The organism is Massilia sp. CFBP9026, from assembly GCF_034045165.1.
Taxonomy (GTDB): Bacteria; Pseudomonadota; Gammaproteobacteria; order Burkholderiales; family Burkholderiaceae_D; genus Telluria; species Telluria arenae.
The window spans coordinates 380,278-399,306 of sequence record NZ_JAXCWH010000004.1; the positions used below are offsets into that span (position 1 = coordinate 380,278).

The following is a 19,029-nucleotide window of genomic DNA, read 5'->3' on the forward strand; positions in this document are numbered from 1 at the left end:
AGTGCGCTCTCAGTGCGCTCTCAGTGTGCTTCCTCCCAGTTCTTGCCAACCCCGGTCTCGGCCAGCAGCGGCACATTCAGCGTGGCCACGCCCGCCATCAGTTCCGGCAGCTTGACCCGCACCAGTTCCAGCTCGCCTTCCGGCACCTCGAGCACCAGTTCGTCGTGCACCTGCATGATCATGCGCGTGCCCAGCTTCTCGCTCTCGATCCAGCCCTGCACCGCGATCATCGCCAGCTTGATCAGGTCCGCCGCCGTGCCCTGCATCGGCGCATTGATCGCCGCGCGTTCGGCGCCGGCGCGGCGCGGGCCGTTCGGCGAATTGATCTCGGGCAGCCACAGGCGGCGGCCGAACACGGTCTCGACATAGCCGCGCGCCTTCGCTTCCAGGCGCGTGTTGTCCATATACTGCTTCACGCCCGAGAAGCGCGCGAAATAACGCTCGATATAGTTGGCGGCCGCGGCGCGTTCGATGCCCAGGTTGCCGGCCAGGCCGAAAGCGCTCATGCCGTAGATCAGGCCGAAGTTGATCACCTTGGCGTAGCGGCGCTGCTCGCTCTGCACGTCGGCCGGCGCAATGCCGAAGATCTCGGCGGCGGTGGCGCGGTGGATGTCCTCGCCGTCAGCAAAGGCTTTCAGCATCGCCGCGTCGCCCGAGATGTGCGCCATGATGCGCAGCTCGATCTGCGAATAGTCGGCCGAGACGATCACGTGGCCAGGGGCGGCAATGAAGGCTTCGCGGATGCGGCGGCCTTCGGCATTACGCACCGGGATGTTCTGCAGGTTCGGCTCGTTCGACGACAGGCGGCCGGTAATCGCCACCGCCTGCGCGTAATTCGTGTGCACCCGGCCGGTGTTCGGGTTGACCATCTTCGGCAGCTTGTCGGTGTAGGTCGACTTCAGCTTCGACATGCCGCGGTGCTCGAGCAGGATCTTCGGCAGCGGATAATCCTCGGCCAGCTTTTGCAGCACCTCTTCGTCGGTCGACGGCGCGCCGGTGGCGGTCTTCTTGATCACCGGCAGGCCGAGCTTGCCGAAGAAGATCTCGCCGATCTGTTTCGGCGAACCCAGATTGAACGGGCCGCCGGCCGCCTCATAAGCCTGCTGTTCCAGCTCCATCATGCGCTTGCCAAGTTCGCCCGATTGCACGTCGAGCAGCGCGCTGTCGATCAGCACGCCGTTGCGCTCGATCTTGTGCAGCACTTCCATGGTCGGCATCTCGATCTCGCGGTAGATATAGGCGAGGCCCTTGTCCTTCTGCACTTCCGGCAGCATGCTCTGATGCAGGCGCAGGGTGATGTCCGAATCCTCGCCGGCATACTCGGTGGCGCGCGCCAGCTCGACCTGGTCGAAGCAGATCTGCTTGGCGCCCTTGCCGCACACGTCCACGTAGGGAATCGTGGTGTAGCCGAGGTGGCGCATCGCCATCGTGTCCATATCGTGCGGCTTGTGCGACTCGAACACATACGATTGCAGCAGCGTGTCGTGCACGATGCCTTTAAGCGTCACGCCATGGTTGGCGAAGATGTGCATATCGTATTTGAGGTTCTGGCCCACCTTCGGCTTGGCCGGGTTTTCCAGCCACGGGCGCATCTTTTCCAGCACGTGCTCGCGCGACAGCTGGTCCGGCGCGCCGGCGTAGCGGTGGGCCACCGGGATGTAGGCGCCCTTGCCCACTTCGACCGACAGCGAAATGCCGACCATCTCGGCCGTCATCGGGTCGAGCGAGGTGGTTTCGGTGTCCACCGAGCTCAGCTCGGCCGCATCGGCCAGCGCCAGCCATTTGTCGAGCTGCTCGTCGGTGAGAATCGTTTCGTACTCCCCCTTGATGACCGGCATGCCTGCCAGCGTGGTCGCGCCTTCCGGCGAGTTCAGTGGGCCACCGCCCGGCGCGCTGCCGGCGGCCGGACGCACGCTGCCATCGCTCGCCTTGGCGCCGCCCAGGTCGCGCAGCATGGTCTTGAAGCCGTAGCGCGCGAAGAAATCGCGCAGCGCCTCGGCGTCTTCCGGACGGCCCACCAGCGTTTCCTCGAACGAGATCACGTGCTTGACCAGGTCGCAGTCGGTCTTGACGGTGATCAGCTCACGGCCTTTCGGCAGCCATTCCAGGGCCGCCTGCAGGTTGGCGCCGACGGCGCCGCCAATGCTGGCCGCGTTTTGGATCACGCCATCCAGCGAGCCGTGCAGGGTCAGCCATTTGACGGCCGTCTTGGGGCCGCACTTGGCCACGCCCGGCACGTTGTCGACGGTGTCGCCAACCAGGGTCAGGTAGTCGATGATGCGGTTCGGCGGCACGCCGAACTTGGCCAGCACGCCCGCTTCGTCCATGCGCTCGTTGGTCATCGTATTGATCAGCATGACCTTGTCGTTGACCAGCTGGGCCAGGTCCTTGTCGCCGGTCGAGACCACGGTCTTCATGCCACGCGCCGTGGCCTGCACCGCCAGGGTGCCGATCACGTCATCCGCTTCGACGCCGTCGACCATCAGGATCGGCCAGCCCATATGGCGCACCACTTCGTGGATCGGTTCGATCTGCTTGCCCAGGTCTTCCGGCATCGAGGCGCGCGTCGCCTTGTATTCGGGATACAGGTCGTCGCGGAAGGTCTTGCCCTTGGCGTCGAAGACGCAGGCAATATAGGCCGCCGGGAAGTCGGCGCGCAGGCGGCGCAGCATATTGACCATGCCGTGCATGGCGCCGGTCGGGAAGCCGTCCGGGCTGCGCAGGTCGGGCAGCGCGTGGTAGGCGCGATAAAGATAACTGGAACCGTCAACGAGCAGCAGGGTATTGTCCATAAGGGGGAGGCATTCAGGATTTCGGCAGGCGGCGCCATCCGTGGCGCCAGGGTAAGCGCCATTATCGCAGAATCCGTATCGGCAGCCGCGCCTGAGCTTCAAGACACTTGCCCCTATGAAAACATAAGGTTTTGGCACACTTTTCACAGGGAAGGGACGCTGTTTGCTACAATGGACTAAACGACATTAGGTGACCATCATGCTGCGCTCGACACCCCGCTTCGCCCTCCTGACGCTTTGTCTGCTCGCCGGCTCGGCCGCGGCCCAGCAGTCGGCGTTGCCCCCGACGCAATCGACGCCGACCCCGCCGCAGAACCAGCAGCGTCCCAGCGATGCCCCGCCCCAGCTCGAACGCATCGAGCCGGGCAGCGACACGCCGGCGACCACGATTCCGCCGCGCGAGCGCACCAAGATCACCGAGCGCCGCAGCAATGACGGTACGGTCACCCAGGTCGAGGTAGAAAGCGGCCCGAGCCGCTACACCATGAAACCCAACGTTGCACCAGGTAACGCCCAACCCGGCGATGCCACTGCCAACAACATCCGTGCCCCACAATGGACGGTGATGGAATTCGACTTTGGCAATCCCAAGAAGCAGGACACAGCCGATCAGCCGGTCGCGCCGGCCCCCGCGCGTCCGGGCGTGCCCGCCCGCGCCGACGTGCCGCCGCCGCCCGCGCTGGAGCCGACCACCAAACAATGATCCCGCCAGCCGCGGCGCTTGTGTTGCGGCGGTGGGCTCTCACCTACTCTTTTGTTAGCACATGGCAGTATTTACCGCGGTCTCGCTGGATGACCTTCACCAGTGGATCAAGCAGTACCCGCTCGGCCAGGCCGTCGGGCTCGAAGGCATTTCCTCCGGCATCGATAACAGCAATTTTTTCTTGAACACCGCGCACGGGCCGCATTCCGGCCAGTATGTGCTGACGATCTTCGAGAACCTGCGCTTCGACCAGCTCCCCTTCTACGTCAAGCTGATGGCCCACCTGGCCGAACGTGGCATTCCGGTGCCGGCGCCGGTGCCGAACACGGATGGCGAACTGGTAGTCGCGCTGCACGGCAAGCCGGCGATCATCGTCAGCCGCCTGCAAGGCAGCTCCGAGCTCGACCCGCAGCCGGTGCACTGCGGCGAAGTGGGCCGCATGCTGGCCCGCATGCACCTGGCGGCCCAGGATTTCGCCCTGCACCAGCCCAATCTGCGTGGCCTGGACTGGTGGGTGGAGACCGCGCCGGCCGTCCTGCCGTATCTAGAAGAAGCCGAAGCCGCGCTGCTGCGCAGTGAAGTGGCCTACCAGAGCGAATTCGCCGCCGGCGCCACCTATGCGCAGCTGGCGCGTGGGCCGGTGCACGCCGACCTGTTCCGCAATAACGTGATGTTCGAGGGCGAGCGCCTGAGCGGCTGCTTCGACTTTTATTTTGCCGGCGTCGACACCTGGCTGTACGACGTCGCCGTGACCGTCAACGACTGGTGCGTCGACCTGGCGACTGGCGTTCTTGACCCAGCCCGGGTCCGTGCGCTGCTGGACGCCTACCATGAAGTGCGGCCATTCACCGACGACGAACGCGCAGCCTGGCAGCCGATGCTGCGCGCCGGCGCGCTTCGCTTCTGGCTGTCGCGCCTGTATGATCTGCATCTTCCCCGTGCGGCCGAGCTGTTGACGCCGCACGATCCGACCCATTTCGAACGCATCCTGCGCGAGCGCATCGCTTGCCCGGCGCCGAATCTGCCCTAAATGAACAATTTGCCTGCTATCACCGGCTGGATCTGGCTCAAACGCGGCGCCAGCCTGTTCCGTCAACAACCCGCGGCCCTCACCACGCTGCTGTTCGCCAACATCCTCATCAGCATCCTGATCAGCGCCGTGCCGCTGCTGGGACCGATGGTGGCGGTGGTGCTGATTCCCTCGTTCTCGATGGCCTTCATGATGGCTTGCTCGCTGATCGAGAGCGGCCAGCGGGTCTCGCCCGCGGTGCTGCTGACGGGATTCCGCAAGCCGGTGTTCCGCGAACTGTGCAAGGTCGGCGTGGTCTACCTGGGCGTGTCGCTGGTGCTGGCGCTGATCACCCGTTTCGCCGTCGATGCGACGTTCTGGGAACAGGTCCGGGCGCAGGGCACGACCGGCACCCCGGCCGTGCTGGCGGGATCGGACGTGCTGGCAATGTTCCTGATCTTCGCGGTCGACGTCGCGGCGCTGATCTCGCTATGCTTCGCCGCCCCGCTCACCTACTGGCAAAAGATGCCGCCGTTCAAGGCCGTGTTCTACAGCTTCTTCGCCGTGAAACGCAGCGCCGGCGTGTTCCTGGTGCTGCTGCTGGCCTGGTTCGCGATCTTCTTCGCGGTGTGCATGGTGATCGCCATGCTGCTGGGCGGGAACAATCTGGCGCGGGTGGTGATCATGTGGGTGATCTTCCTGTTCATCCTGCTGCTGCAGTGCGCGATGTATGCGGGGTATCGGGAGATTTTCGGCAAGCCGGATACGGCGCCGGGCGACAAGGTTAACCTGGATAAGTAGTGTCGTCGAACGCGTGGACGGCGTAGCCGTCCACCCTACCCTACGGCGCTAACGACGGCGTCACACGCGATCAACGGCCGAGCTTCTCCAGCTTCGCGATCGACAGGTCCAGCACCTTCATCCCGGCCGAACCGAAATTGATCTGGGCCCGCGCCGCACCAGCGCCGCCTTCGATATTGACGATCACGCCTTCGCCGAACTTGGCGTGCGACACCGATTCACCGACGCGCCACCCGGTTCCATTGCCCGACTTCTGCGTGATCTGCTGCGCGATCTTGTTGTCGCTGCCGCCGTCGCGGAACTTGGCATCGTCCCAGGCCGTCGTCTGCTTGCGGCCCCCGAACCAGGCGGTCTGCACGCGCGGCGACAGCCACTTGAGGGCTTCCTCGGGCAATTCGTCGAAGAAGCGCGACTTCATATTGAAGCGCGTCTGGCCGTGCAGCATGCGCTGCTGGGTAAAGCTCATGTACAGGCGGCGGCGCGCGCGCGTGATCGCCACGTACATCAGGCGCCGTTCTTCGTCCACACCCTCGGCTTCGCGCGCGCTGCTCTCGTGCGGGAACAGGCCTTCTTCGAGGCCGGTGATGAACACCGCATCGAATTCCAGGCCCTTGGCCGAGTGCACCGTCATCAGCTGCAATGCCTCTTGTCCGGCCTGGGCCTGGGCATCGCCCGCCTCGAGCGAGGCATGCGACAGGAAGGCGGACAGGGGCGACATCACGGTCGGCAGCGGCGCGCCGCCGTCGATGATCTCGATGCCGTCCTGGTAGACCACCGCCTCGCCGGCCTGGGCCTGGGATGGTGGGCCGAGGTGGGCAGGTGCGCCGATGCCGAAACCTTCTTCTTGCACGAACTGGGTCGCGGCATTGACCATCTGCTCCAAGTTCTCGATGCGGTCGGCGCCTTCCTTCTCGTTGCCGTAATACGTGAGCAAGGTGCTGTGCTCGAGCACCACGCGCACCAGTTCGGGCAGCGGCAGTTGCTGGGTCTCGAAACGCGCGCCTTCGATCAGTTTCACGAAACCGCCCAGCACCGTGCCGGCCTTGCCGCTCATATAGGGCACGGCCGCGTACAGCGAGATGCCGTAGCTGTCGGCCGCCATCTGCAACTGCTCGATCGAGCGCGCGCCGATGCCACGGGTGGGGAAATTCACCACGCGCAGGAAAGCCGAATCGTTGTGCGGATTGTCCATCAGCTGCAGGTAGGCGATGGCGTGCTTGACCTCGGCGCGCTGGAAGTAGCGCAGGCCGCCGTAGACGGTGTACGGCAGGCCGGCCGCGAACAGCGCGTGCTCGATCACCCGGCTTTGCGCATTGCTGCGGTACAGGATCGCGATCTCGTTGCGCGGCATGCCTTCGTTCATGAGGCTTTTCGCCTCTTCGATGATCCACTGCGCTTCTTCGAGGTCGGAAGAGGCCTCGTACACGCGCACCGGCTCGCCCTGGCCCGCATCAGTGCGAAGGTTCTTGCCCAGGCGCTTGGTGTTGTTGGCGATCAGGTAGTTGGCGCTGTCGAGGATGTGACCATGCGAGCGGTAGTTCTGCTCCAGCTTGATCAGGTTCTTGACATGGTAGTCGCGCTCGAAGGCCGACATATTGCCGACGTTGGCGCCGCGGAAGGCATAGATGCTCTGGTCGTCGTCGCCCACGGCGAAGATGGCGCCGCCGCCGGTCTCGCCCTGCCCTGCCAGCAATCTCAGCAGGTTGTATTGCAGGTCATTGGTATCCTGGAACTCGTCGACCAGGATGTGGCGGAAACGCATCTGGTAGTGATGGCGCAGCGGACCATTGCGCGCCAGCAGTTCATAGGAACGCAGCAGCAGCTCGGCGAAATCGACCACGCCCTCGCGCTGGCACTGTTGATCGTACAACTCGTACAACTCGACCATGCGGCGCTCGATCGGGTCATAGGCCTCGACTTGCGAGGCGCGCAGGCCCTGGTCCTTGGCGTTGTTGATGAAGTACATCAGGGTCTTGGCCGGATACTTCTCGTCGTCGACGTTGTGCGCCTTGAGCATGCGCTTGATGAGCGACAGCTGGTCTTGCGAGTCGAGGATCTGGAAGGTCTGCGGCAGCGCGGCGTCGCGGTAGTGCGTGCGCAGCAGGCGGTTGCACAGGCCGTGGAAAGTGCCGATCCACATGCCGCGTGTATTGATTGGCAACATCGCCGACAGACGGGTCAGCATCTCCTTCGCCGCCTTGTTCGTGAACGTCACCGCCATGATGCCGGCGGGCGACACCTGGTTGGTCTGGATCAGCCAGGCGATGCGCGTGGTCAGCACGCGCGTCTTGCCGGAACCGGCGCCAGCAAGGATCAGCGCGCTCTGCGATGGCAGAGTGACGGCGGCCAATTGTTCGGGATTAAGGTTGTGAAGAAGGGTCTGCATCCGGCCATTATACCGCCGCGTTTTACTGTATGCCCATCCAGTTCGCACCGCCGCAACGTTTGCCGGATGCGCTCAGGTCGAAGTCAGGATAGAAATCGTTCGACCCGCACGACTGCCTCGCAGTCATCCTGGAAGGCCGCCGCCCTCCTTTCGATGCGCGCCAGCTGGTCCATGGCCGACGAACAGGCAAAACCGTATTTGGCGCGGACCCGCTCGCTGGCGGCGGTCAGCCCGCTACGGCTGCGCGCCAGGAACTCGGCCAGCGCATACGGCGTGCCGGCGTCCAGATGCTCCTTGATGGCTGTCGACGGCGAATAGCAATCGTCGGTGCTGGCATCCGGCCAGCGGACCACAAAGCGTACTTCAGGCATGATTTCCTCCCCTATTGCGTTCTTCACTGCAGCCGATGAAGGCTTCCTGTTCAAAATCCCACAGCGCGACCCGTTCGGCGCCGCGCCGCAGCGTGACGGCGCTCCCCGCTTCCGTGCGGCCGATCGCGGCGCAGGCGATGCCGCGCGCCGCGAAGCGCGCCAGCACGGCGTCGAGGTGGGCGTCGTCGACGCCGAGCAGGAAGCCATAGCTCGGAAAGACGCCCAGCCAGCGTTCCAGGTCGACGCCGTCCGGGCGCGGCACCAGATCGACGTCGATGACGGCGCCGATGCCGGAACATTCGAGCAGCATCAGCGCCGTCCCGACCACGCCCGCCATGCTGATGTCCTTGGCGGCCATCGCCAGGCCGTCCTCGGCCAGCGTCGGCAGGATCTCGAGGTCGGCGCGCAGGCGCTCCGGCGACGCGCCCACACTGGCATTCCAGTAGGCATACGGTTCCTGGAAGCGGCCGCGCAAGTCGATCGCGGCGACCAGGTGCTGGCCCGGCCGCGCATCGAAGCTCGTGAGCAGGCGCCGTGCGCGGCCGACGATGGCGACCGACAGCTGTTCGCGGTCGGTGCGTCGATTGCTGTGGCCGCCGACGATGGGAACGCCATACGCGAAAGAGGCCGCCGCCATCCCCTCCAGCACCGGCGTGGCGGCCTCGCCGCCGCGGCTCCACAGCGCATCCACGACCGCGGTGGGCCGTCCGCCCATGGCATAGATGTCGCTCACGTTGACCATCACGCCGCAATAGCCAGCGAACCACGGTTCGCGCTCGACGAACTGATTCAAAAAGCCTTCGATCGCGAACAGCAGGTAGCCGTCGCCATCGGGAATCGCGGCGCAATCGTCGCCGATGGCGACGCCGCTGGGCGCGGCCCCGCGCAGGGCCGGCAGCACGCCCTCGATGTCGCGCTTGTGCGCGAAACCGGGGCTGGCGCGCAGGGATTCGGCCAGCGCTTCCAGCGTGGTGTCCCTCATGCCGCCGGCCGCTTTTCGTAGGTCGACAGGGTCGAGCAGGCCCCGCAGCGCCCGCAACCGGCCTTGATGTCGGCCGCGCGCAGATTGCCGCGCGCGAGGATCTCCGCCAGCGGCGCCAGGATGGCGCGCATGAAGGCGGCATCGGGCGCAGGATGGTCTTCGAGCGGCGTGCCGGTCACGGGCACGAACGGCACCACGAAGGGATACACGCCCATGCCCACCAGGCGCTCGCTCACGGCCAGGATGGCGTCTGGCGTGTCGCCCAGGCCGGCCAGGATGTAGGTGCTGACCTGGCCCGCGCCGAACACGTCGACCGCCGCCTCGAAGGCGCTGAAGTAGCGTTCCAGGGGCACGCTCGCCTTGCCCGGCATGATGCGCGCGCGCACCGCCGGCGTCACGGCTTCCAGGTGCATGCCCAGTGAGTCGACGCCGGCATCGCGCATGCGGCGGAACCATGCATCGTCGTCGGGCGGCTCGCACTGACCCTGGATCGGCAGGTCGACCGCCGACTTGACGGCGAACGCGCTCTCGCACAGGATCTGCGCGCCGCGGTCGGTGGCGTTCGGGGTGCCGGTGGTCATGACCATGTGTTTCACGCCGTCGAGCAGCACCGCGGCGCGCGCCACCTCGGCCAGCTGCTCCGGCGTCTTGCGCAGGATGGTGCGGCCGGCCGCCAGCGACTGGCCGATCGCGCAGAACTGGCAGGACTTGCGCCGGCTTTCGTAGCGGATGCAGCTTTGCAGGACCGTGGTCGCCAGCACGTCGGCGCCGTGCAGCGTGGCGATTTTCGAATACGGAACGCCGTCGTAGGTCTGCAGCTTGTAGAAGCGCGGCTGGCGCGGGAAAGACACGACGGCCAGCTCGATCCCGTCGCGCACGATGCGGGTCGAACCGTCGGCGCGCGGCGCGGCGACGTAGGGCGAGCTCCAGGAGCTGGCCGTATGCACCGGGACCATCACCGTGTGGCCGTCGATCGTGACCGCCTTGTGGTCGGTCGGGCCGGCGCCGCCGCGCCGGCTGGGCGCGCCGACGCTGGTATCGCCCAGCCTCAGTCCGACCGACTGCAATTCCGCAATCAACTGCTGGTTCATGGGGTTCATGGCTGCTCCAGTGCTTGGGTTGAGGTCTGCGTGCCGTGCGGCTCGGCCGTCTGCATGGTTTGCATCGGCGCCGTCTGGCGCGGATCGATCATGAGGCTCAGGAGTTCGGGCCGCGCGTAGTGGCCGACCGAATCCATCATGCGCTTGCGTTTCGTGATCAGGGCCAGGTCCAGGTCGGCCACGACCATGCCTTCGCCGCTGCGCAGCGGCTCGGCCAGCAGCTTGCCTTCGGGCGAGACGATGGCGGTGCAGCAGCCGCCGCGCAGCGCCTTGCGGCGTTCTGGGTCCGGCGTGATCGCCTCGACCTGGGCGTCGGTAAGCCAGCCGGTAGCGTTCACGACGAAACAGCCCGATTCCAGCGCATGGTGGCGGATCGTCACCTCCATCTGGTCGGCGAAGATTTGCCCGACCATCGAGCCGGGGAACTGGGCGGCATGGATTTCTTCGTGCTGCGCCATCAGCGCGTAGCGCGCCAGCGGGTTGTAGTGCTCCCAGCAGGCCAGCGCGCCGAGGCGGCCGACGGCGCTGTCGACCACCTTCAGGCCGCTGGCGTCGCCCTGTCCCCAGACCATGCGCTCGTGGTAGGTCGGCGTGATCTTGCGCCGCTTGAGGATCAACTCGCCGTCGGCGTCGAACACCAGCTGCGTGTTGTACAGCGAGCCGTGGTCGCGTTCGTTCACGCCGAGCACCACCACGACGCCGTGGCGCCGCGCCGCCGCGCCGACGGCGTGGGTCACCGGTCCCGGCACCACCACCGCGCGCTCATACAGCAGCAGGTGTTCGGGACCTTGCTCGAAGGGCGGCCGGATGAAGGAGAAGTAGGGATAGTAGGGCACGAAGGTCTCCGGGAACACCGCCAGTTGCGCGCCCCGCGACGCGGCCTCGGCGATGGCGTCGCAGACCTTGGCGACGGTGCCGTCGGCGCTGTCCAGGCTTGGTGCGATCTGTACCGCCGCCGCCCTGACCACCCTGTTCGCTTGGTTCATGGTCCGCCCTCCTCCGGTGCCTACAGGGTCCAGGTATCGATGACGACCGCGTTGTCGCGCAGGTGCAGCAGCTTCAGGTCGAGCACGTCGAGTGGGCTGATCGGACGGATGCCTTCGACCAGCGCCGGTTCGCCATGGCCGTACAGCGCCTGCAGCGCGAAGCGGCAGGCGTAGACCTTGCCGCCTTCTTCCATGAACTTGGTGAGCTGCTTGCTGTAGTTCTGGTGGCCGGGGAAAGCCTCGTCGCCGATGGTCGGGAAGCCGCGCTGGATGCCCAGGGTGACGCCCGGTCCGTACATCAGGATCGAGGTTTCGTAACCCTTGCGCTGCAGGCGGGTGGCCTGCAGCATGTTGACGAAGCCGATCGAGCCTTCATAGGCCACCGTGTGGAAGGTTACCAGCGCTTTCTCGCCCGGCTTCGCCTTGACGTCCTCGAATACCTTCTCCTCGTAGTCCACGAAGAAGTCGCCTTTCTGGTGCTTGGCTTGGGTAACTGCTGGCATGGTAGTGCTCCTGTCTAGTGGTTGAATTGGTGCGGGAAACCGAGGCCCGCACAGGGGGATTGATTGCATGCTCCGTGCCAGTCAATGCCGCTTCGGGCAGGCATTGAATGGAGCGTTGTCCATTCAAGCCGCCGTCCAAGAGGCATGCCGGCGCGGTGCGCGACAGCGATCCTGTCAAACCGTCCAGTCAATGACGGCGGCAGGTTTAAAGCGAAGCGTGCCGGGGTTGCATCGCGGCGGTGCGGCAGATGCCACATCACGGCGCGCGCGCTGCACCTTGGCATGTCAGGCATACCGCAGCGCCGGTGCGCCTGCCAGGTCGGTGATGTGCTCCGCGAGGTACTCGGCATCGCGCGCCACGCCCGAGAAGCGCCCGGAACCCCAGGTGTGCAACCACGGTAGTCCCAGGAAATACAGGCCCGGCTGGTTGCTGATGCCACGCGCATGCACCGGATGGCCGCGCCCATTGAAGACCGGCGCATTGACCCATTTGAAATCGGGCGCGAAGCCGATGCACCAGATCACGGCCGCGATGCCCTCGGCGCGCAGGTCGAGCATGTCGGCCTGCGCGGGGTCCGGCTCCCATGGCGCCACGTAGGCGGCGCCGGGCGGGGCAGAGATGCCCTGGGCCGCGATCCAGCTGTCGATCGAGGCGTTGATGCGGTTGTAAACTTGGTCGGCCTGATCCAGGTTGGCCTTCAGGTTGGGCGCGAAGCCGAGCCGCGTCCCATCAAGATCTGTCAGGGTGCCGTGCAGCCGCATGCCCTGCAGCGCGAAGGCGCGCAGGTCGATGTCGCGGCCGCCGTCGCGGCCCGTGACGTAATGGTTGGTGTTGTCGCGCACGCCTTCGCGCAAGGGATGCTCGCTGACCGACTTGTCGTAATAGCCCATGTCGGCCAGCCAGTCGACCACGTCGCGGCCGCGATAGAAGCGCGCGCAGCGTGGCGCGTCGCCGGTGGCCAGGTGAACGCGGCGGCCGGCCAGGTGCAGGTCTTCCGCGATCTGCGCGCCGGACTGGCCGGAGCCGACCACCAGCACCGCGCCTTCGGGCAGGCTGTGCGGATTGCGGTAGTCGGCCGAGTGCAGCTGCACGATGCCGGCCGGCAGGCGCTCGGCCAGGCGCGGAACGATCGGCTCCTGGTAGCAGCCGGATGCCACCACGACCTGGCCGGCCGTGGTCTCGCCGATGCTGGTGCGCAGCGCGAAGCCGCCGCTCGCCAAAGGCGCCACCTCGCGCACCTCGACGCCCTCGCGCACCGGCGCATTGACCTTGGCGATGAAGCCGTCCAGGTAGTTGACGATCTGCTCACGCCGCATGAAGCCGTGCGGATCGTCGCCGGCATACGGGTGGCCGGGCAGCTGGCATTGCCAGTTCGGGGTCACCAGCGAGAACGCGTCCCAGCGCTGGGTGCGCCAGGCATGCGTCTGCACGTGCTTCTCGAACACGATGTGCCCGATGCCGGCCTGCTGCAGGTAGTAGCTCATGGACAGGCCGGCCTGGCCACCGCCGACGATGGCGACGTCGTAGTGCGCATCGAGCGCAGGCAGGATGGTGGGGATGGTCATGCTGGTTCTCCGGTGGGAAGGTTGGACGACGATGCCGGCCTGGCCGCCAGGCCGGCGTAGCCGGCTTGCGGGGTGTGGCAGGGCGGATAGCTGGCCAGGTCGGCTTGCATCAGGTGATGCGGCCGTCCCAGCAGGGTTTCCTCGTGCAGCACGTGCCAGTCGAGGCGCTGGAACAGGGGCACGTTCTGGCTTTGCACGTGGGCGCGAAATGTGCTGCAGCCCAGCGCGCCGGCGCTGGCCACCGCCAGGCGGATGAGGGTGATGCCGAGCCGGGCATGCTTGCGCCAGGCCGGATCGACGGCCAGCCGCGAGCCGAACCACAGGCCGCTGCCTTCGTCGTGGATGCGCACGGTGCCGATCACCTGGTCGGGCATGCCGGCCAGGCACGACAGCGCGACCAGTAGCTGCGCCCGTTCGTCGACCGCGTCGCGATCGTCGTGCGCGAAGATGCCTTGCTCTTCGCAGAACACGGCGCGGCGCAGGCGGTAGGCTTGCTGGGCCTCCCATGGCAGGGTGACCCATTTCACGCGAAACTCGCTGGGCAGATAGGCGAGAGGCAGCTCATTCATCATGATCGATCTCCTGGCAGGCGATGCATGGATTGAATGCATGGGGCGTGCCAATCAATCGCGCCGGACGCTGGACTTGACTGCAAGCGTTTGCGGTCATTCGCGGCGACGGCGCGGCCGCCGCTTCTGGCACGCGCCTTGCATCGGGGCAGACGAGGGAGGCGGTTTTTTGCGTCATCCGCGGGCTCCATACATTCGCTGCATACAATCGGCGCCGGGGGCCGCCACACGATGTCGCGGATACCGCATCATGCGGGTGCGTGTTGAGCCTTTTCGGTGCTTGCGCGCGCCTTCGCAAACGTCATGGAGGTTGGCGGCAATGAGCAAGAAATTCGATGGCTGGATGCCCAGGCTGAAGAAGGCGAACACGCCCGGCGCCCTGCCCTTCTACCAGCAGATCGCCAATGCGATTGCCGACGACATCACGACCGGCCGCCTGATGCCGGAGCAGCGCCTGCCGGCCCAGCGCCGGCTGGCCGCCGGTCTCGGGATCGACTTCACCACGGTGGCGCGCGCCTATGTCGAGGCGCAGCGGCGCGGGCTGGTCGACTCGACGGTGGGACGCGGCACCTTCGTGTGCGGCAAGCGACGTCCCGCCATCCCGCGCGCGGTCGAAGGGAGGCCGAACATCGACCTGTCGATGAATATGCCGCCCGAGCCGGCGTCGCCCGAACTGGCGCAACTGATGCAGGCCGGCTATGCCGAAGTCGGCGCCCGGCTGCGCGACCTGCTGCGCTACCAGGACTTCTGCGGCTCGCGCGACGATCGCGAAGCCGGCGCGCTTTGGCTGCGCCGGCGCGGCCTGGTGGTCCCGCAGGAACGGATGCTGGTCACGCCGGGCGCCCAGTGTGCGCTGCTGGCGGTGCTCGCCACGATCGCGCCCGCGGGCTCGGTCGTCTGCTGCGAAGAACTGACCTATCCGGGATTGCGGGCGCTGGCCGGCCAGCTGGGCCTGAAACTGGTGGGGCTGCCGATGGACAGCGAGGGCATCGATGCAGTCGCCTTCGCCGCCGCCTGCGCCCAGTACGCGCCGAAGGCGCTGTACTGCAATCCGACGCTATTGAATCCGACCACGGCGGTGATGTCGGCGCAGCGGCGCCAGGCGCTGGTGGAGGTGGCGCGCTTTCATGGCGTGGCGATCATCGAGGACGACGCCTACGGCTTCCTGCCGCGTTCCGGCCCGCCGCCGCTGGCCAGCATGGGGCCGGACATCACCTTCTATATCGCCGGCCTCGCCAAATGCGTCGGCGCCGGCTTGCGGGTCGGCTTCCTGGTGGCCCCGGACGCCCATTACACGGCGCGCCTGACGGCCGCCATCCGCGCCACCACGACCATGGTCTCGCCCATCACAGCGGCGCTGGCGACGCGCTGGATCCGCGACGGCACGGCCGACCTGATGCTGGCCGCGATCCGCAAGGAATGCGCGGTGCGCCACAAGATCGCGCTGCGCGCCCTGCCCGGCGCGAGCCTCGACGCGACGCCGGACAGTTTTCATTTATGGCTGCGGCTGCCCGCGCCGTGGGGACGGCGACAATTCGCCGAGACGATGGCCGCGGCCGGGGTGGCGGTGGTCGCCAGCGATGCGTTCGCGGTCGGGGCGCCGGGAATGGCGCCGGAAGCAGTGCGGGTGTGCGTGGGCGGCATGGCCGATCGTTACCAGATCCAGCATGCGCTGGAACTCATGGGGCAGGCGCTGCGGCATCCGCCCCCGTGTGTGGCGCATGGCGTGTGAACGCCGGCGCGCTTGTCGCCGCTACACGCGCCTGACGAGCATCGCGACGTTGATCTGGTCGTCGGCGCGCACGACGACCCGCTGGCCGATCACGGCGGTCCGGATCGGCGCGGCCAGGACTTCGCCGTCACCCGTCAGCCTGGCCTGCACACGCAGGTTGCCCTGGTAGTCCATGCGGGCGATCGTAAACTCCAGGGCCCACGGCGTATCGCCATGGACGCCACGCAAGGTGATGCGCTCGGCATTCTGCGCGACCACGACCGGCTTGCTGACCTCGCCGAACATGTCCAACTTGAGCGCCACCTCGAATCCCGTATGGTGATTGGTGTGACCGATCCCGGCCGGAAACAAGGTACGGGCTTGTGCGGCAGAGCCCGCCACTCCTGCGAATGCGGCAACAGGCAGGGCGAGGCAAAGTTGGCGGCGCTTGCGATTGGACGATGGGACGCTCATGGCGGGTGCTTTCCGGGAAGTCACGATGATTCCATGCTCGCACCTTCCTGCACGGATGACAATGCGGGCCGCATGAAATCCACCTATTAACCTTCCGAGCGCGTCTTCTGGTATTGCGGCAGGCCGTCCTGCAGCTTCAGCCAGCCCAGCCGGCTGCGCGCGAAGGTATGGTCGGCCGGCGGCACCTGTTCGGGATCGTCCAGGCTGGCGGTGGCGAGGTCGATCTCGTCGGGCCAGCGCTCGTCGTGCCAGGTGAGCGTGGTGCCGCAGGACGGGCAGAAACTGCGCAGCGCATGTTCGCTGGAGCGGAAGCGCTGCGGCGCGCTGGCGGTCCAGTGCAGGCTGGTCGTCTTGACGCTGAACCAGGCGAAAGCCGGGGCGCCCGAGGCCTTGCGGCAATCGGTGCAATGGCACAGCGTGCTGTTGAAAGGTTCGCCGCGCGCCTCGTAGCGCACCGCCCCGCAGAAGCATCCACCTTGCAAGCTCATCTGAATCTCCCCTGATGGCATTTTCGTCGATTTCACACAGGAAACCATATTAACATCGCGCAACTTCTCCGAAATGGCATCCCAGCCGCGCGCCCCTCCATTGTCTTTTCGCTTATTTTAATGACAGATTCGCGACAAGGTCGCGAACCCCGTTCGCAAGTGCATTCATTCGAGCCCAGGCGCAACGCGTCAGGGCGAAACCTAAGGAGAACACTATGTTGGGTCGTGTAGTTACCGTGGCCGCACTGGCCGTCGGCGGCGCAATGCTGTCGAAGAAACTCAAGCAAAACCGTGGCTTTGGCGCCAGCTCGTCGATCGTCGAGACGATCGAAATCAACGTCCCTGTGCGTACCGCCTACAACCAGTTCACCCAGTTCGAAGACTTCCCGCAATTCATGAAGAGCGTGAAAGAGATTCGTCAGCTGGACGACAAGCACCTGCACTGGAAGGCCAACGTGGCTGGCGAAGACAAGGAATGGGATGCCGAGATCACCGAGCAGATCCCGGACAACCGCATCGCCTGGCGCAGCGTCACCGGCGTCAAGAACGGCGGCGTGGTCACCTTCCACAAGATCTCGGACACCGTCACCCGCATCGCGCTGCAGATGGACTACGAGCCGGAAGGCCCGCTGGAAACCCTGGGCGACGCCCTGGGCGCCGTGCGCATGGAAGCGCGCTCGAACCTGTCCAACTTCAAGGAACTGCTCGAGAAGCGCGGCAGCGAGACTGGTGGCTGGCGTGGAAAGATCGATCAGCATTGATCGACGCTTGCAGGTTGAAACGTGCTGACCTTATCCGCTAGCGTCAGCACGTCGCCCCCGCGAAGGCGGGGGCCCAAGTTCTTCGCTCTACCAATTCTGTAAGCGCTACCTCGACGCAAACTGACTTGGATTCCCGCCTCCGCGGGAATGACGTTTACAAGCTAACTTAATGGTTCACGGCCGACGGCTATTCAAGGCCGACGGCTATTGACCGCCTTCGTCGTCGCCGGCAATTCCACCCTCTGCACCGGCGTCGCCTGCGCCGCAATGAATCCCTCCAGCGCCCGCGACAGGTCATCGACCACCCCGCTGCCATACGCCGCCTCGATCAAGGTGTACTGCTGCTCGATCAGCGGTGCGATCTCGTCGATCAGCTTGTCCCCCTTCGGCGCCAGCCGCACCCAGATGCGGCGCTGGTCAGCCGCCACGCGCTGGCGTTCGACCAGGCCCAGTTCCTCCATCCGCGACAGCACACCGGTCATGCTCGGGCTCAGGATCTGGCACAGGTCGCACATCTCGCGCGGCTCCAGCTGCTCGTGCTCGTCCAGCACGCGCAGGATCCGCCATTGCTGCTCGGTCACGCCGAAGTGGTTGAGGATGGGACGAAAATGCGACATCAACGATTCGCGCGCTTTCAGGAAAAGCTGGGGCAGGTTGCGGTGAGTGATACGGCGGGCCAATGCGTGCTCCGAGTTATTAAATGGTCTACATCAAGATAATCGCGTGAGTACAAGCGCAAGCGCAATCGCTTGACTGACTAAGATATTAGTGATTAACTGCGAATATATTAGTGAGTTTTCCTTGACTCCGTCTATTTTTTTGCGAATGCGGTCGGTACCGTGATTATCCGAGAGCGCCCTTCCGGGCTCAAGCTGTTCCTCCTGTTGCGCGGCTCGGTCCTGCCCCGCATCCTGCCTACCCTGCTGGTCAATATTGCGGTGGCCACCCTGGTCACCTGGTCGCACGGCGACCTGTGGGACCTCAAGATCACCCTCACCACGATCCCCTTCACGCTGATCGGGCTGCCGATCGCGATCTTCCTCGGCTTTCGCAACAACTCCGCCTACGACCGCTTCTGGGAAGGCCGCAAGCTGTGGGGCGAACTGGTGCTGCGCTGCCGTAACCTGGCGCGCCAGGCCACGAGCCTGATCGACGATCCACGGCCTGCACTTGCAAGCAATGGCTTGCAGGATACACGGGTTCGCGTCATCTACCGCGCGATTGCCTTCGTCCACGCGCTGCGCGATCACTTGCGCGACCAGCCCGGCTCGCCCTACCTGGCCACCTTCCTGCTGCCGGACGAAGCCGAAGACATGGCGCGCGCCCACAACAAGCCCGACAGCCTGATGCGCCAAATGGGCGCCGACCTGCAACGCTGCATCAAGGAGGGGCGCATCGAAGCCTGCCTGGCGGCCAATATCGACAACACCCTGTCGGCGCTGACCGCCGCCGCCGCATCGTGCGAGCGCATCAAGAACACGCCGGTTCCCTATTCGTACACGCTGCTGCTGCACCGCACCGCCCATATCTACTGCTTCCTGCTGCCCTTCGGCCTGGTCGACTCGATCGGCTTCATGACCCCGTTCGTGGTCGCCATCGTGGCCTACACCTTCTTCGGCCTGGACGCGCTGGGCGACGAGCTGGAAGAGCCGTTCGGCACCGAACCCAACGACCTGCCGCTGGACGCCATCTGCCGCGCCATCGAGATCGACCTGCGCAATGCGCTGCGCGATGAGCACGTGCCGCCGCCGCTGCAGCCGGTCCACTACTGCCTGACCTGACAAACCATCGAGAAAAGCAAAGCCACACCAAGTCCGAACCTGAGGA

At 65.7% G+C, this 19,029-nt stretch carries 18 protein-coding genes; 6 read left to right on the top strand and 12 right to left on the bottom strand.

Going from position 1 to position 19,029, the window contains the following annotated elements; all coding sequences use genetic code 11:
• Nucleotides 1-20 precede the first annotated feature (20 nt).
• On the bottom strand, nucleotides 21-2,792 hold the full coding sequence (gene polA, locus SOM28_RS12835) for a DNA polymerase I (protein ID WP_320468353.1): 2,772 nt from the start codon (nucleotides 2,790-2,792) through the stop codon (nucleotides 21-23).
• Between the two features lie 199 nt (nucleotides 2,793-2,991).
• Between polA and SOM28_RS12840 the strand changes: the two genes are divergently transcribed.
• From SOM28_RS12840 to SOM28_RS12850, 3 genes are all read left to right on the top strand, one after another.
• The gene (locus SOM28_RS12840) at nucleotides 2,992-3,495 is read left to right on the top strand and encodes a dihydrolipoyllysine-residue succinyltransferase component of 2-oxoglutarate dehydrogenase complex (RefSeq protein ID WP_123070049.1); all 504 of its coding nucleotides are present in this window, start codon (nucleotides 2,992-2,994) and stop codon (nucleotides 3,493-3,495) included.
• Between the two features lie 61 nt (nucleotides 3,496-3,556).
• Complete coding sequence (locus SOM28_RS12845; protein WP_320468354.1) at nucleotides 3,557-4,525, top strand: homoserine kinase; 969 nt, start codon at nucleotides 3,557-3,559, stop codon at nucleotides 4,523-4,525.
• Nucleotides 4,526-5,305, top strand: a complete 780-nt coding sequence (locus SOM28_RS12850) for a BPSS1780 family membrane protein (protein ID WP_123070047.1) — start codon at nucleotides 4,526-4,528, stop codon at nucleotides 5,303-5,305.
• Between the two features lie 70 nt (nucleotides 5,306-5,375).
• On the opposite strand, the gene SOM28_RS12855 is transcribed toward SOM28_RS12850, so the two are convergent.
• The 8 genes from SOM28_RS12855 to SOM28_RS12890 all read right to left on the bottom strand — a co-directional run bounded on the left by SOM28_RS12855 (nucleotide 5,376) and on the right by SOM28_RS12890 (nucleotide 13,771).
• Nucleotides 5,376-7,691 carry a UvrD-helicase domain-containing protein gene (locus SOM28_RS12855; protein WP_320468355.1) on the bottom strand — a complete coding sequence of 772 codons (2,316 nt, stop codon included), beginning with the start codon at nucleotides 7,689-7,691 and terminating at the stop codon, nucleotides 5,376-5,378.
• 83 nt (nucleotides 7,692-7,774) lie between these two features.
• Nucleotides 7,775-8,062 carry an MSMEG_0570 family nitrogen starvation response protein gene (locus SOM28_RS12860; RefSeq protein WP_123070045.1) on the bottom strand — a complete coding sequence of 96 codons (288 nt, stop codon included), beginning with the start codon at nucleotides 8,060-8,062 and terminating at the stop codon, nucleotides 7,775-7,777.
• Nucleotides 8,055-9,044 (bottom strand): sll0787 family AIR synthase-like protein, encoded by a 990-nt coding sequence (locus SOM28_RS12865; protein ID WP_123070044.1) that lies wholly within the window; start codon nucleotides 9,042-9,044, stop codon nucleotides 8,055-8,057. Before SOM28_RS12865 ends, SOM28_RS12860 begins: the two co-directional genes overlap by 8 nt.
• Nucleotides 9,041-10,144 carry an MSMEG_0568 family radical SAM protein gene (locus SOM28_RS12870; protein WP_320468356.1) on the bottom strand — a complete coding sequence of 368 codons (1,104 nt, stop codon included), beginning with the start codon at nucleotides 10,142-10,144 and terminating at the stop codon, nucleotides 9,041-9,043. Before SOM28_RS12870 ends, SOM28_RS12865 begins: the two co-directional genes overlap by 4 nt.
• Nucleotides 10,141-11,130 (bottom strand): Nit6803 family nitrilase, encoded by a 990-nt coding sequence (locus SOM28_RS12875; protein WP_320468357.1) that lies wholly within the window; start codon nucleotides 11,128-11,130, stop codon nucleotides 10,141-10,143. The genes SOM28_RS12870 and SOM28_RS12875 overlap by 4 nt, the downstream gene beginning before the upstream one ends.
• A gap of 20 nt (nucleotides 11,131-11,150) precedes the next feature.
• Nucleotides 11,151-11,633, bottom strand: coding sequence for an MSMEG_0572/Sll0783 family nitrogen starvation response protein (locus tag SOM28_RS12880; protein ID WP_320468358.1), 483 nt, complete (start codon nucleotides 11,631-11,633; stop codon nucleotides 11,151-11,153).
• Nucleotides 11,634-11,918: 285 nt separating this feature from the next.
• Entirely contained in the window at nucleotides 11,919-13,199 is a 1,281-nt protein-coding gene (locus SOM28_RS12885) for an MSMEG_0569 family flavin-dependent oxidoreductase (protein ID WP_320468359.1), read from the bottom strand.
• Nucleotides 13,196-13,771, bottom strand: coding sequence for an MSMEG_0567/Sll0786 family nitrogen starvation N-acetyltransferase (locus tag SOM28_RS12890; protein WP_123070041.1), 576 nt, complete (start codon nucleotides 13,769-13,771; stop codon nucleotides 13,196-13,198). The genes SOM28_RS12885 and SOM28_RS12890 overlap by 4 nt, the downstream gene beginning before the upstream one ends.
• A gap of 316 nt (nucleotides 13,772-14,087) precedes the next feature.
• Here SOM28_RS12890 and SOM28_RS12895 point away from each other — a divergent pair, with 316 nt between their 5' ends.
• On the top strand, nucleotides 14,088-15,500 hold the full coding sequence (locus SOM28_RS12895) for an aminotransferase-like domain-containing protein (protein ID WP_183407454.1): 1,413 nt from the start codon (nucleotides 14,088-14,090) through the stop codon (nucleotides 15,498-15,500).
• 21 nt (nucleotides 15,501-15,521) lie between these two features.
• Here SOM28_RS12895 and SOM28_RS12900 read toward each other — a convergent pair whose 3' ends face one another.
• Nucleotides 15,522-15,803 carry a hypothetical protein gene (locus SOM28_RS12900; RefSeq protein WP_147937213.1) on the bottom strand — a complete coding sequence of 94 codons (282 nt, stop codon included), beginning with the start codon at nucleotides 15,801-15,803 and terminating at the stop codon, nucleotides 15,522-15,524.
• A 236-nt stretch (nucleotides 15,804-16,039) separates the two neighbouring features.
• Entirely contained in the window at nucleotides 16,040-16,441 is a 402-nt protein-coding gene (locus SOM28_RS12905) for a GFA family protein (RefSeq protein WP_123070039.1), read from the bottom strand.
• A 215-nt stretch (nucleotides 16,442-16,656) separates the two neighbouring features.
• On the opposite strand from SOM28_RS12905, the gene SOM28_RS12910 reads away from it, so the two are divergent.
• A complete protein-coding gene (locus tag SOM28_RS12910) occupies nucleotides 16,657-17,202 on the top strand; it encodes an SRPBCC family protein (protein ID WP_221176181.1) in 546 nt (181 codons plus the stop codon).
• Between the two features lie 191 nt (nucleotides 17,203-17,393).
• Here the strand turns inward: SOM28_RS12910 and hpaR are convergent, their stop codons facing one another.
• On the bottom strand, nucleotides 17,394-17,882 hold the full coding sequence (gene hpaR / locus SOM28_RS12915) for a homoprotocatechuate degradation operon regulator HpaR (protein WP_123070038.1): 489 nt from the start codon (nucleotides 17,880-17,882) through the stop codon (nucleotides 17,394-17,396).
• Nucleotides 17,883-18,041: 159 nt separating this feature from the next.
• Here hpaR and SOM28_RS12920 point away from each other — a divergent pair, with 159 nt between their 5' ends.
• Complete coding sequence (locus SOM28_RS12920) at nucleotides 18,042-18,983, top strand: bestrophin family protein (protein ID WP_123070037.1); 942 nt, start codon at nucleotides 18,042-18,044, stop codon at nucleotides 18,981-18,983.
• Nucleotides 18,984-19,029: the final 46 nt, after the last annotated feature.

Coding starts and splice junctions, on each gene's coding strand:
- polA (WP_320468353.1), bottom strand. CDS start 2,792: ATGGACAATACCCTGCTGCTCGTTGACGGTTCCAGTTATCTTTATCGC.
- SOM28_RS12840 (WP_123070049.1), top strand. CDS start 2,992: ATGCTGCGCTCGACACCCCGCTTCGCCCTCCTGACGCTTTGTCTGCTC.
- SOM28_RS12845 (WP_320468354.1), top strand. CDS start 3,557: ATGGCAGTATTTACCGCGGTCTCGCTGGATGACCTTCACCAGTGGATC.
- SOM28_RS12850 (WP_123070047.1), top strand. CDS start 4,526: ATGAACAATTTGCCTGCTATCACCGGCTGGATCTGGCTCAAACGCGGC.
- SOM28_RS12855 (WP_320468355.1), bottom strand. CDS start 7,691: ATGCAGACCCTTCTTCACAACCTTAATCCCGAACAATTGGCCGCCGTC.
- SOM28_RS12860 (WP_123070045.1), bottom strand. CDS start 8,062: ATGCCTGAAGTACGCTTTGTGGTCCGCTGGCCGGATGCCAGCACCGAC.
- SOM28_RS12865 (WP_123070044.1), bottom strand. CDS start 9,044: ATGAGGGACACCACGCTGGAAGCGCTGGCCGAATCCCTGCGCGCCAGC.
- SOM28_RS12870 (WP_320468356.1), bottom strand. CDS start 10,144: ATGAACCCCATGAACCAGCAGTTGATTGCGGAATTGCAGTCGGTCGGA.
- SOM28_RS12875 (WP_320468357.1), bottom strand. CDS start 11,130: ATGAACCAAGCGAACAGGGTGGTCAGGGCGGCGGCGGTACAGATCGCA.
- SOM28_RS12880 (WP_320468358.1), bottom strand. CDS start 11,633: ATGCCAGCAGTTACCCAAGCCAAGCACCAGAAAGGCGACTTCTTCGTG.
- SOM28_RS12885 (WP_320468359.1), bottom strand. CDS start 13,199: ATGACCATCCCCACCATCCTGCCTGCGCTCGATGCGCACTACGACGTC.
- SOM28_RS12890 (WP_123070041.1), bottom strand. CDS start 13,771: ATGATGAATGAGCTGCCTCTCGCCTATCTGCCCAGCGAGTTTCGCGTG.
- SOM28_RS12895 (WP_183407454.1), top strand. CDS start 14,088: ATGAGCAAGAAATTCGATGGCTGGATGCCCAGGCTGAAGAAGGCGAAC.
- SOM28_RS12905 (WP_123070039.1), bottom strand. CDS start 16,441: ATGAGCTTGCAAGGTGGATGCTTCTGCGGGGCGGTGCGCTACGAGGCG.
- SOM28_RS12910 (WP_221176181.1), top strand. CDS start 16,657: ATGTTGGGTCGTGTAGTTACCGTGGCCGCACTGGCCGTCGGCGGCGCA.